The organism is Pseudorhodoplanes sp. (genome assembly GCF_035565795.1).
Classification (GTDB): Bacteria; Pseudomonadota; Alphaproteobacteria; order Rhizobiales; family Xanthobacteraceae; genus Pseudorhodoplanes.
The window spans coordinates 1-12,399 of sequence record NZ_DATMRV010000141.1 but is presented as its reverse complement, the minus strand read 5'-3'; the positions used below and the strand labels follow the sequence as shown (position 1 = coordinate 12,399).

At 63.9% G+C, this 12,399-nt stretch carries 10 protein-coding genes; 6 read left to right on the top strand and 4 right to left on the bottom strand.

The window, feature by feature from the left end:
* Positions 1–786: pyridoxal phosphate-dependent aminotransferase (locus tag VNZ93_RS13270; protein WP_325705582.1), on the top strand; the 786-nt coding region annotated here is incomplete at its 5' end.
* 238 nt (positions 787–1,024) lie between these two features.
* Entirely contained in the window at positions 1,025–1,492 is a 468-nt protein-coding gene (locus VNZ93_RS13265) for a DUF992 domain-containing protein (RefSeq protein ID WP_325705580.1), read from the top strand.
* A gap of 118 nt (positions 1,493–1,610) precedes the next feature.
* Here the strand turns inward: VNZ93_RS13265 and VNZ93_RS13260 are convergent, their stop codons facing one another.
* A complete protein-coding gene (locus VNZ93_RS13260; protein ID WP_325705576.1) occupies positions 1,611–3,017 on the bottom strand; it encodes an adenylate/guanylate cyclase domain-containing protein in 1,407 nt (468 codons plus the stop codon).
* A gap of 91 nt (positions 3,018–3,108) precedes the next feature.
* Positions 3,109–4,647, bottom strand: coding sequence for a bifunctional UDP-sugar hydrolase/5'-nucleotidase (locus VNZ93_RS13255; protein ID WP_325705573.1), 1,539 nt, complete (start codon positions 4,645–4,647; stop codon positions 3,109–3,111).
* A gap of 39 nt (positions 4,648–4,686) precedes the next feature.
* Between VNZ93_RS13255 and hemH the strand changes: the two genes are divergently transcribed.
* Positions 4,687–5,745 carry a ferrochelatase gene (gene hemH / locus VNZ93_RS13250; RefSeq protein ID WP_325705570.1) on the top strand — a complete coding sequence of 353 codons (1,059 nt, stop codon included), beginning with the start codon at positions 4,687–4,689 and terminating at the stop codon, positions 5,743–5,745.
* A 120-nt stretch (positions 5,746–5,865) separates the two neighbouring features.
* Positions 5,866–7,470 (top strand): outer membrane beta-barrel protein, encoded by a 1,605-nt coding sequence (locus tag VNZ93_RS13245; RefSeq protein ID WP_325705567.1) that lies wholly within the window; start codon positions 5,866–5,868, stop codon positions 7,468–7,470.
* Positions 7,471–7,525: 55 nt separating this feature from the next.
* On the opposite strand, the gene galU is transcribed toward VNZ93_RS13245, so the two are convergent.
* Positions 7,526–8,401, bottom strand: coding sequence for a UTP--glucose-1-phosphate uridylyltransferase GalU (galU, locus tag VNZ93_RS13240; protein WP_325705564.1), 876 nt, complete (start codon positions 8,399–8,401; stop codon positions 7,526–7,528).
* A gap of 171 nt (positions 8,402–8,572) precedes the next feature.
* On the opposite strand from galU, the gene VNZ93_RS13235 reads away from it, so the two are divergent.
* Complete coding sequence (locus VNZ93_RS13235; RefSeq protein ID WP_325705561.1) at positions 8,573–9,964, top strand: lytic murein transglycosylase; 1,392 nt, start codon at positions 8,573–8,575, stop codon at positions 9,962–9,964.
* A 156-nt stretch (positions 9,965–10,120) separates the two neighbouring features.
* Entirely contained in the window at positions 10,121–11,644 is a 1,524-nt protein-coding gene (locus VNZ93_RS13230) for a DUF459 domain-containing protein (protein ID WP_325705558.1), read from the top strand.
* 11 nt (positions 11,645–11,655) lie between these two features.
* Here the strand turns inward: VNZ93_RS13230 and VNZ93_RS13225 are convergent.
* A partial coding sequence (locus tag VNZ93_RS13225) for an FAD-dependent oxidoreductase (RefSeq protein ID WP_325705556.1) occupies positions 11,656–12,399 on the bottom strand: 744 nt, incomplete at its 5' end.

Genomic DNA, 12,399 nt, shown 5'->3' with positions numbered 1-12,399 from the left:
GTGTCGGTCGTGACGACCATGGAGACCGGTTTCAAGCTGACGCCGGAGCAGCTCGATAAGGCGATCACGCCCAAGACCAAGTGGCTGATCTTCAACTCGCCGTCGAACCCGACCGGCGCGGCCTATACCCGCGACGAGGTGAAGGCGCTGACCGACGTGCTGATGAAGCATCCGCATGTCTGGGTGCTGACCGACGACATGTACGAGCACCTCGTCTACGACGACTTCAAGTTCACCACGCCGGCGCAGGTCGAGCCCCGTCTGTATGAGCGCACGCTCACGCTGAACGGCGTGTCGAAAGCCTATTGCATGACCGGCTGGCGTATCGGTTACGCCGGTGCACCGGAGCATCTCATCAAGGCGATGGCGATGCTGCAGTCGCAATCGACCTCGAACCCGTCGGCGGTGGCGCAGTGGGCCGCGGTCGAGGCGCTGAACGGTCCGCAGGACTTCATCGCCAAGCACAATGCGGTGTTCAAAGAGCGCCGCGACCTGATCGTGTCGATGCTCAATCAGGCGAACGGCATCCAATGCCCGAAGCCGGAGGGCGCGTTCTATGTCTATCCGTCCTGCGCCGGCACCATGGGCAAGACCGCTCCGTCCGGCAAAAAGCTCGCGACCGACGAGGATTTCGTCACCGAGCTGCTGGAAACCGAGGGCGTCGCCGTGGTCCATGGTTCGGCATTCGGTGCGGGCCCGGCCTTCCGCATCTCCTACGCGACCAAGACCGAGGACCTGGAAGAGGCGGGCAAGCGCATCCAGCGCTTCTGCGGCAACCTGAAATAAGCGCCTGCCGCGTTTCGGTTTCGGACCCCCACGCCGGTCCGGACCGTCGCAAATGTGACCGTGCGTTCGCGGGCTGCCGCCGTGGCAGCCCTGCCGTGCGGGCGAGGCCACTGCATTTAGCTAAAATTCGCGGGCGAAGACTTATCGTCTTTGAAACGGCTTGTGGCTAATTTCGGCCCGACTTCCGGCGCGTAGTTGCCGTGGACGTTGCACGATTCAAAACTCGAGGGGGAACCCAATGATCCGATCATCACTCGCCGCCGCTCTTATGCTGGTTGCGGCGCAAGCCACGCCTGCGTCGGCACAGCAGGTTCAGGCCGGAGTCCTGGAATGCCGTGGCGGAGGCTCGGTCGGCTTCATCATCGGGTCGGTGACCGAACTGAGCTGCGTCTTTAGGCCGGACTTCGGGCCGCGGCAGCCGTATCGCGCCATCCTCAGCCGTGCCGGCGTCGACCTCGGCGCGACTGCGGTGTCGAGCCTTGTGTGGGGCGTATTCGCGCCGACCCAGCAGATCGGACTTGGCGATCTCTCGGGCAATTACGCCGGCGTGACCGCAGGCGCTTCCGTCGGCGTCGGACTTGGTGCCAATGTCATGTATGGCGGATCCAACAATTCGTTCGCGCTGCAGCCGCTGAGCGTGGAAGGTCAGGTCGGGCTGAACGTGTTCGGCGGCATTGCCGGCCTCGAACTGCGCTTCGCTCCGTAAGTCTGCTGCGCCGCTCCCGCGAGGGGGCTTTCAACGCGACGTCGCGAGTGAGGGGTTGTCGGAGAGCCGCCCCCTCGTTCATCGCATTGTCCGCGCCTGAGTTCGACGGACGCGTTGCTTACGGTATCTGAAAGACCGGCATCTGGTTGCTGATGCCGCGCAGCGATGCGAGTTGTTCGGTCGGCACGAGCTTGTTCTGCTCGATGATCTGAACGACCTGCGGATGCTGCATCACGGGCCTGGTGACGAAGATCGCTCGCTCGTCGGCCAGGCCCTGCACCCGCGCCGCAATGTTGACGGTCTGCCCGAAGTAATCGAGCTGGTCGTTGAGCGTGACGGCGAGGCAAGGCCCCTCATGAATGCCGATCTTGATCAGGAGATCCTGCCTGATATCTCGCACCGAGTCGCGCATGCGCAGCGCAGCGGCGAGCGCCCGGTCGGGCGTCGGGAATGTCGCCATCACCGCATCCCCGATGGTTTTCACGACGGCGCCCGCTTCTGAAGCAACGATCTCGTTCAGCACGCGGAAATGCGCGCGCACGAGATCATAGGCCGCAAGATCTCCGACGCGGTCGTAAAGCGCGGTCGATCCCTTGAGATCGGTGAACAGGAAAGTCAGGCTGGTTATTTTCAGGCCCTGATCGACGTCCAGCGTATTGGTGCGATAGATGTCGCGAAAGGTCTGATTGGTGAAAAGTCGCTTCGCCGTCAGGAACGGGCGGCGCTTGCCGAGCAGTTCGTGCAGCTTGTCGCCCGCGATCCACACCGAGGGCAGCGTACGACAATCGCTGCGGTTTTCGAATGAAAGCCGCAACGGGCCGGGACGCATTTCGGTGGTGCCGGTCGGCGCCTGCGTCTTGCTGAAGACCATCGCGAGATTCTGCCGTTCGCGCACCGGTTCGCCTTTCACGTCGATGAAGTGCGCCGCATGCGTCACCGGCTCGAACACGATGATGAACTCCGCAGGCAATTGTAGCGACATCAGCGCCTTTTCGGCGGGCGCAAGCTCGATGGCGTCGAGCACGATCTCCTCGATGACTTTCTCCAGCAAGGGCGGCTCCGGGAGGTCGACCCCGGAACACCAGAAGATCTGCCGGAAATACTCGACAAGCGGCAGAGAGTGCGGATCGTGCGCTGCGATGCGGCGCACGCTTGGACTCACGGTGAAAGTGACCTCGACCATTTCGTCGAGCGTGGGCTCATAGCCACAGGCGCAAAGCGCGCAGTCGTAGCTGCCCTTGCGTACCGACTTCAGCGTCTGTGTTGCGTCGAGTACGCCGCCGCAGCCCGGACACAGCACGTTCCAGCTCAGTTCGAATATGCCGAGCCGCGCGGCATGCAGAAAGCCGCTGATCGTCTGTTCCTCATCGAGGCCGTTCTTGCGCGCGATGTCCAGCACATTGACGCGGCACAGTGACCGGTCCTCGCCGTCGCGGACCAGCGTTTCGATCGTGCCGGCGATGTCCGGGGCAGCGGATTTCCGCAATGCGCTGAACAACGTCTGACTGGTTTCGGGATCGTCCATGCCCGGAAAGCTACGCCCAAATTGCGGCGCTGTCTGGAGACGTGGGAATAAATCCGGGATTCACCCGCCCGCAAGACGAGTGGGGGCTGTCTCACCGGAACACGATCCGCCCGTCGACGACCGTGCGTATGGACTTGATCTTCTCCAGGTATTTGATCAGTTCGTTGATCATCAGCGGGCCGTCATGCGGCGCAATGATCTCGGTGACGTTGTTGAAGGCTTCATAGCCGTCACCGCCGCGGGCCATGAAGTCATTGGTCGCGAGCCTGTAGATTTTCGCGTCCTCTAGCGGCTTGCCGTCGGCCAGCACCGACACCAGGCGCTGTCCAACCGGGCGTGACGCGTCGACCACGATGTTGAGACCGGACACCTGCGGGAAGCGGCCGGCTGCCCTTGGCAAAGCGCTGAAGCCGTTTTCGAGGCCGGCGCGGATAGCGCGGCCCGAAATCTCCAGCAGCGCGATCGTATTGCGGAACGGCAATTCAGCCATCATGTCGCGGCGGGTGATCGTCGTGCCGGGCGGATAGATCCGGCCGCCGCGGATGCCGCCGCCATTGGTGATGGCGATGTCTGCATTGGTTTCCGCGCGCATCGAATCAGCAATCAGGTCGCCGATCGCAGCTTCCTGTGTCCGGACCGTCGGGTTGCGGCTGTCGAGTTCGGCGGCGGTGGTCGCTATCGGTACGTCGAGATGCTTCGAAAGCTTGCTTTCATATTGCTGGACGACCGCGTCGATCTCCGCGTCAGGGACGACGTTGCGGGTGTCGATCGGGCGGAATTCCGGATACCAGCTCACCTCGCGGCGCCCTTCATTCATTCGAACGGTGAAGGTGATGTCGACGCAGGTCACGAAATGCGCGTCGTAGCTCGATTCCGCCGCGGCCGTGCGTTCGTCGTAATTGATCCAGAGATCATGATCGTGCCCGCTGAGGATGATGTCGGCGGCCCGAGTGCGGATCATCGCTTCGTCCTTGGCGCGATCGGTATGGACGACCGCGACCACCACATCCGCGCCCTCCTTGCGCAGCAGTGCAGCCTGCTTTTCGATGGTGTCGACCGAGCGCGGAAATTTCAGGTCGCCCGGGCTCGACAGGCTTGCGGCATCCTCGTCGGTCGCGGCCGTGATGCCGATACGGATGCCGCTCATCTCGATGATGTTGCGCTCCCGGAAGCCGGGAATGAGCTTTCCGTCGGGATTGAGAATGTTCGCGACATAGAGCGGGAATTTTGCCTCGCTCATGCGCTTGAAGAACAATTCCTTGCCGAAATCGAATTCGTGGTTGCCGGGGACGAAAATGTCCGGCGCGAGCATGTTGGTCAGCGTTATGACATGCTCGCCCTGATCGAGGCTCGACATCAGCGAGGGAGACAGGGCGTCGCCGGCATGCACGAACAGGACATTGCCGCCTTTGGCCCGCTCCGCTTTCACGACCGATGCGAGGCGCGCATATCCGCCGCGCAGCTGACCGTCCGGCGCCGGCTGGTCGCTCATGAGGTAGATGTCGCTGACGAGCACGAATGTCACCCGCGCCCGCGTCCCCAGGGCGGAAGACAGGCGCGGCAGGCCGGCGACCAGCGCCAGGGCGGACGATCCGAGCAGCAGCAGGCGGCGGGTGATGGACATTTTCATGATTGATTTCCGGGAGCCAGATGGGCTTAGCATGGCCGCATGAACGACGCATCGTCAGACGCCGTCGCAGGCGCGCACCGGCCCGCGGGCCATCCGCCGGTCAAATCCGGCAAAATTGGTGTCCTGATCGCAAATCTCGGTACTCCGGATGCGACTGACTATTCATCGATGCGGCGCTATCTGAAGGAGTTTCTCTCCGACAAGCGGGTCATCGAGGAGAATTCGCTGGTCTGGAAACTCGTATTCAACCTGATCATCCTGACGCGGCGGCCGGCCAGCAAGGGCCGCGATTACGACTCGATCTGGAACCGCGAGTTGAACGAGTCACCGCTCAAGACCATCACGCGGTCTCAGACGCAGAAGCTTGCTGCCGCGCTCGCACCGGTCGATCAGCGGATCGAGGTCGAATGGGGCATGCGCTACGGCAATCCATCGGTCGGATCGGCGATCGATGCGCTGGCGGCGAAAGGCTGCGACCGCATCCTGTTCGTACCGCTTTATCCGCAATATGCGGCGGCGACGACCGCGACCGCCTGCGACGCGGTGTTCAAGCATCTGATGACGATGCGCTGGCAGCCGACGCTGCGCGTGGCGCCGCCCTATCATGACGAGCCGGCCTATATCGAGGCGCTCGCTTCCTCCATGGGAGAGGAACTGGCAAAGCTGCCATTCAAGCCGGACGTGATCCTCGCGTCCTTCCACGGCATTCCGCAGGACTATTTCGACAAGGGCGATCCCTATTACTGCCATTGCGCGAAGACGACGCGGCTGCTGCGCGACGCGATGGGCTATAGCGAGGAGCAATTGCGCATGACCTTCCAGTCGCGCTTCGGCACGGCGGAATGGATCAAGCCCTACACCGACAAGACCGTCGAGGCGCTCGCGCGCAGCGGTGTGAAGAACCTCGCCATCGTGACACCCGGCTTCTCCGCCGATTGCCTGGAGACGCTGGAGGAGATCGCGGTCGAGAATGGCGACATCTTCAAGGAGCATGGCGGGGTGAACTTCGCGGCCATTCCCTGCCTGAACGACAGCCCGCAGGGCATGCAGGTGATCCGCGACGTCGTGCTGCGCGAGCTGAAGGGCTGGGTCTCCTAACCCCCCGTTAACCATATCGCTTTTAACTCCGTTAACCATTTTCGCCGGCCGCGAGGCTGGCCGCCTTCATGTGCGCGTCCCCGACGGGGGCCGCCATCAGGGCGCGGCAGGAGTTGATGCGTGGCGCGCAGCCTGGTCCCGATTGTGCTGGTCGGCCTTGCCGGTCTTTGCGCGACCGTGCCGGCTGTCGCGCAGCAGGCCGAGCCACGCGATCCGTCGACCCCGACCCTGTTCGATCCGCATTTCGACAGCGGGCGTTCGCAGCAATTCCGCCGGCCTGGTCAGCCCGCGCGGGCGGGTGAGGTCACAAGGCCGCAGAGCGGCGCGGGAACGACCGGCTTCGACGCGACCAATGCGCGGGTGAAACAAAAAGCGAAGGAGGCCGCCCGGAAACGCGCGCTCGCGGAAGCGGAGAACCTCCCGCCGATCGCAGCGACGGCTCCCGATCGCACCGTGGCGCCGGTGTTTCAGCGGCAGGAAAGCCGGGCGGCGCAACGCCGCCGCGCGACCAATTCCGCACCCATCACACTCGATGCGACCGGCACGGTTGCCGCGCGTCCCATTCGCAAGCGCATCGACGAACAGGATCCGTTCGGTCCGGTCGGCTTCCATGCCGGATCGCTTCTCTACAAGCCTGCGGTGGAAGTGTCGGGCGGCTACAACAGCAACCCGGGCCAGCGCACGCTCCCCAAGGGCTCGATCTATGAAAAGGTCGCGCCCGAACTCAGCGTCAAGTCGGACTGGTCGCGGCACGAAGTGTCGGCGGATCTGAGGGGCAGCTATACCTGGTACAACAGCAACGGCCTCGACAATCTCAACCAGCCCAACCTCGACCTGAAGGGTAAGGCGCGGATCGACATCACCAGCCAGACCAAGGCCGACCTCGAAGGGCGCTTCGGCCTGCAAGCCGACAATCCCGGCGATCCGAATCTGCCGAATAACATTGCGACGCCGCCGCTTTACATCACGCCGGGCGCGACCGCGGGGATCTCGCACACGTTCAACCGTCTCGAACTGTCGCTGAAAGGCAGCATCGATCGCACGGCCTATGGCGACGCCGAGACCTACAGCGGCGCAGTCGTCGATTTTGGCGACCGCAACTACAATCAGTATGGCGCGCGGGTGCGTGCGTCGTACGAAACGCTGCCCGGCATCAAGCCGTTCGTTGAATACGGCATGGATCAGCGGCGCCATGATCGCGAGAACGATGCCGCAGGGATTGCGCGCAATTCCGATGGCTCGACCATCAAGGTTGGGTCGCAATTCGAACTGTCACGGTATCTCGTCGGCGAGGCGTCGATCGGCTTCCTGGAACGGCGATATGCGGACGCGGCGTTTCCGACAATTCGCGCGCCGCTGCTCGACGCGACGCTCACATATTACGCCTCACCGCTGACCACGCTGAAGGTCTATGCCAACACGACCGTGGACGAGTCGATCCTTCCGGGTGTCGCCGGATCGCTGAGGCGGGATTTCGGTGTGCAGTTCGACCATGCCTTCCGCCGCTGGCTGGTCGGCACGCTGACGCTCGGTTACGGCACCGACAATTACGAAGGCTCGAACCGCACCGACAACCGCTACCTCATCGCGAGCAGCCTGATCTACAAGCTGACGCGCGAACTGCATTTCAAGGCTGAAGCGCGACGCGAATGGTTGAAGTCGACCATCGAAGGATGGGACTACACCACGAATATATTCACGGTGGGATTGAGACTGCAGCGCTAAAGTATCCCGGGCGCAGCGCGTCGCTTCGGGCTGCACCGCGTCCGGGGCACGGGACTTATCCCAATAGCTGCTGCAGTTCCGCGCGCAGTTCACCCGCAATATCCTTGCGGTTAAGTGCATACGCGACGTTGGCGGTGAGAAAGCCGAGCTTCGAGCCGCAATCGTAGGAGCGGCCTTCGAACTTCACGGCATAGAACGGCTGGCTCTTTGACAGCGTGATCATCGCGTCGGTCAGCTGGATCTCACCGCCGGCGCCGGTTTGCTGGTTCTCGAGAATGTCGAAGATCTCAGGCTGCAGGATGTAGCGACCGGTGATCGACAGATTGGACGGCGCATCCTCGCGCTTCGGCTTCTCGACCATTCTGGTGATCGGCATGGAAGGCCCCGCTTCCTTGCCGACACCGACGATGCCGTACATGTGCACGCGGTCCATCGGCACTTCCTCGACCGCGATGATGTTGGCCTTGTCCTTCTGCTTGCTGTAGGCCTCGACCATCTGCTTCAGGCAGCCGGGTTCATTGAGCACAAGCACGTCGGGCAGCACCACGGCGAACGGCTCGTTACCGACGATGTCGCGCGCGCACCAGACCGCATGTCCGAGCCCGAGCGGCTGTTGCTGGCGCGTAAAGCTGGTCATTCCGGCGGCGGGCGTATCCGCTGCGAGGAGCTCCAGCTCGGTGGTCTTGTTGCGCTCTTTCAGCGTGGCTTCGAGCTCGTATTGCTTGTCGAAATGGTCTTCGATGACGCCCTTGTTGCGGCCGGTGACGAAGATCATGTGCTCGATCCCGGCTTCTCGCGCTTCGTCGACCACATGCTGGATCAGCGGGCGGTCCACCACCGTCAGCATCTCTTTCGGCATGGCCTTGGTCGCAGGAAGGAAACGGGTGCCGAGCCCGGCCACCGGGAAAATCGCTTTACGGATAGGCTTCATGTGGGGAACCGCGAGAGGTGTGTGAACAGGAGGGTCTGGTAGCACGCGGAGGTTACGGAAAAGCCTTCAGCCATCCCAATACGTCCACGGTTTTGTGAATGTTGTTAATGGTCTGGCAACCGTATGCATCGCCCATAGGGCATTATCGTGGCCCGGTTGCGTGAGGCTGAAATGGCCCGTCGTTCTCAAACACTGCCGACTCTTTCGTTCTCGGCAGTCCTCGGTCTGTCGCTGATTGGTTGCGCCGGCGGCAACGATCGGCTCGATGTTGTGGCCACGTCTTCGGTCCCGCAACGGGTGACGGCGCAGCCGGTCGCCCAACCCGCGGTCCCGGCGCGCGCGCGACGCGCTTTTGCGCAGGCGACCGGTCCGGAGTGGAGCGGCGAATCGGGCTCGTCGGGTCATCCGCTCATGACAGCCGACGCCATCCGGGCCGCCGCCGCTGACTTTCAGGGATGCCTGCAGCGCCTTTATCCGGCCGCAGCCAAGCGCGGGATTTCGAAACAGGCCTTCGACAGCTTCACGCGCGATCTGACGCCTGATCTGAAGATCATGGATCTGGTCGACGCGCAGCCGGAATTCACGCTCGCCTTCTGGGACTATCTGGACCGCCTGGTCGGCGATGAGCGCATCCAGCGCGGTCGCGAATTGCTGCACCAATATCGCGCGACGTTCGACGCGATGGAGCGGCAATACGGCGTTGACCGGCACGTCATCGCCGCGATCTGGGGCATCGAGTCGAAATACTCGACCATGATGGGTGAGCGTTCCGTGTTGCGTTCGACCGCAACGCTGGCCTGCGTCGGACGCCGCCAGGACTATTTCCGCAACGAGTTTCTCGCGGCGATGGAGATCCTGTATCGCGGCGACGTGCAGCCTGACCGGATGAAAGGCTCGTGGGCCGGTGCATTCGGGCCGACGCAGTTCATGCCGACGGTCTACAAGAACTACGCGGTCGATGCCGACGGAGATGGTCATCGCGATATGACCGCTTCGATCCCGGATCTGTTGTTTTCGACCGCGAACTATTTCCGCAAGCACGGCTGGGAGACCGGACAGACCTGGGGCTACGAAGTCGTGGTGCCGCAGAACTTCAACTTCATGCTGGCCGACCGCAGCAAGGTCATGACTATCCGGGAATGGGAGCAACTCGGGATCCGGCGGGCCGGCGGCAAGGCGTTCCCGCGCTCATCCGACCGCGCTTTCCTGATGGTGCCGGCGGGCAGTCAGGGCCCGGGCTTCCTGATGCTGGGTAATTTCCGCGTGATCATGCGCTACAACCCGGCCGAGGCGTATGCGCTTGCGATCGGGCACCTGTCGGACCGGCTGCGCGGCGGCGATGCACTGGTGCAATCCTGGCCGCGCCACGAGCGGGTTCTGACCCGCGAAGAGCGCGCTGAAATGCAGCAATTGCTGATCCGGCGCGGCTTCGATATCGGCGAGGCAGATGGCCGGTTTGGAGCCAAGACTCGCGCCGCCATCCGCGATTTCCAGGCACGGGCCGGACTCGTGCCCGATGGTTTCCCGACGGCGACCGTCCTGGCGCGGCTGCGCGGGAATTAGGGCCTCGAGATCCGACCTTCGCCTCGCCATGTTCTTTTGCTATGCAGGTGCCATCCGGCGGGGTGAAAGCCCCGCAAAGGTCGCACGGGTCTGCAACAATCGGCCCTTATCGAACGGATCGGCATGGCGCGGCAGAACGGTGCGCGGAAGCGCTTGATGGTACGGGCGGTTTGCCTGGGCGGGCTCGCGCTTGCCGCGGTTGCGGCGTGCTGGCCGGCACAGGCGCAGTTCTTTCCGTTCGACGACCGCTTCTTCGGCTTTCCGAGGCAGCAGAAGCCGCGTCCAGCCGTGCCGCAGGAACAGACAACCGCGCCCGCACCCAGGAAGCCGGAAGTACCTCCGACCATCCGCATTCTTGTTCTCGGCGATTCGCTGGCGGACTGGCTCGCCTACGGTCTTGAGGAGCAACTCGCGGAGACCCCGGAGATCGGCATCCTGCGCAAGCATCGCCCGCTGTCCGGGCTGATCCGCTACGAGCAGAAGTCCGACGCCGAATGGCCGAAGGTCGCGCGCGAATTGATCGCCGCGGAGAAGCCGCAGGCCGTAATCGTGCTGCTCGGGCTTCAGGACCGGCAGGACATCCGCGAGCGGGTGGTGGCAAAGCCTCAGCCGCAATCGCAATCAGCGCAGAAGCCGGGGCAGCCGGCACCCGCTGCGCAGCAGGCACAGCAGCCCGCAGCGGCCCCTGCGCCGCAGACCCAGAAGCCGGCGGGTGACGATGACGAGGCCCCGGCCATCGCGTCGCCCGAACCGCAACGCCCCGCGCGGCCTGCAGGACCCGTCGAGTTCCGCAGCGAACGATGGGAAGAACTTTACGGCGCCAAAGTCGATGAGATGATCGCGGCGGTGCGCAGCGCCAATGTTCCGGTGCTGTGGGTCGGCATACCCGCGGTGCGCGGCGCCAAATCCACGTCCGACGTGCAATATCTGAACGAGATTTACCGCGCCCGCGTGGAAAAGGCGGGCTTCATCTTCGTCAATGTGTGGGACGGCTTCGTCGACGAGCGCGGCAATTTCATGCAGCGTGGTCCGGACGAGACCGGGCAGATCCGGCAGTTGCGCACCTATGATGGCGTGAATTTCACGCGCTTCGGAGCACGCAAGCTCGCGCATTATGTCGAGCGCGATCTGAAGCGCGTGTTGCGCGAGCCGATTCCTGCGGCGATCAGCAACGCGCCCCTGGAGCCACATGATATCCAGCCGGCGAAGCCAAGCGGACCGGCGGCGCGGCCGCTTGCCGGGCCCGTCATCCTGCTCGGCACACCGCTGCAGGAACCGACCGATCTGGCGGGTGGAACGCCCGTGACCCCGGCGAAGGCTGCGCCTCAGCTTGATGCTGCGGCGAGCCGCATGCTGGTGAAGGGCGAACCGCAGCGGAGCGAGCCCGGCCGGGCGGACGACGCGTCATGGCCGCCGCGGATGCCCAATCTCGTTGCGAGCGAACCGATACCGCCGACCACGGCACCGCTCGCGATTGTCCGGGCGCCTGTGCCGGGAAGCGTTCAGCAGGCGGCATTGCCCGGTCAGAAGCCGGGCGCAGCGCCTGGGCAACGCGTCGCGGGCCATCCGCAGTTGCAGGCCCAGATGCGCCAGCAACAGCAGCAGGCGCCGACCTTCTGGCGGCGTCCCGCGTACGAATCGTCGGGACCGCGCTTCTTCTTCGGATTGTTCGGGCGGTAGGCCGAACCGGCCTATCGCGGCAGGGTCGTCGTTCCCATCAGGAACTTGTCGATCGCGTGCGCGCACTGGCGCCCTTCGCGGATCGCCCAGACCACCAGCGACTGACCACGGCGCATGTCGCCGGCGGCGAACACCTTCGCGATCGACGTCTTGTAGTCCTCGGTGTTGGCCTTGGCGTTGCCGCGCGGGTCGAGCGCGACGCCGAGCGAAGCCAGCATGCCTTCCTTGACCGGGTGCACGAAGCCCATGGCGAGCAGCACGAGATCGGCCTTCACCGTGAATTCGGTGCCGGGGATCGGCTTGATCTTTTCGTCGGCGCGCACGCAGCGCAGCGCCGTGACCTTTCCGTCCTTGCCCTCGAAGGCTTGCGTCAGCACCGAGAAGTCGCGGGTGGCGCCTTCCTCATGGCTCGACGAGGTGCGCAGCTTGTAAGGCCAGTCCGGCCAGGTCAGCGCCTTGTTCTCGCGCTCCGGCGGCATCGGCATGATTTCGAAATTCGTCACAGACAGCGCGCCCTGACGGATCGAGGTGCCGATGCAGTCCGAGCCGGTATCGCCGCCGCCGATCACGACAACATGCTTGCCGCCAGCCAGGATGTCTTTCGCCCCGGCGAGCGGAGCTTCGCCCGAAACGCGGCGGTTCTGCTGCGGCAGGAAATCCATCGCGAAGTGGATGCCGTCGAGTTCGCGCCCCGGGATCGGCAGATCGCGCGGATGCTCCGAACCGCCGGTGAGGGCGACCGCGTCATATTCGGA

What these genes read in the sequence shown, in the direction of transcription:
- VNZ93_RS13265 (WP_325705580.1), top strand. Translation starts at nt 1,025, where the DNA reads ATGATCCGATCATCACTCGCCGCCGCTCTTATGCTGGTTGCGGCGCAA.
- VNZ93_RS13260 (WP_325705576.1), bottom strand. Translation starts at nt 3,017, where the DNA reads ATGGACGATCCCGAAACCAGTCAGACGTTGTTCAGCGCATTGCGGAAA.
- VNZ93_RS13255 (WP_325705573.1), bottom strand. Translation starts at nt 4,647, where the DNA reads ATGAAAATGTCCATCACCCGCCGCCTGCTGCTGCTCGGATCGTCCGCC.
- hemH (WP_325705570.1), top strand. Translation starts at nt 4,687, where the DNA reads ATGAACGACGCATCGTCAGACGCCGTCGCAGGCGCGCACCGGCCCGCG.
- galU (WP_325705564.1), bottom strand. Translation starts at nt 8,401, where the DNA reads ATGAAGCCTATCCGTAAAGCGATTTTCCCGGTGGCCGGGCTCGGCACC.
- VNZ93_RS13235 (WP_325705561.1), top strand. Translation starts at nt 8,573, where the DNA reads ATGGCCCGTCGTTCTCAAACACTGCCGACTCTTTCGTTCTCGGCAGTC.
- VNZ93_RS13230 (WP_325705558.1), top strand. Translation starts at nt 10,121, where the DNA reads ATGGTACGGGCGGTTTGCCTGGGCGGGCTCGCGCTTGCCGCGGTTGCG.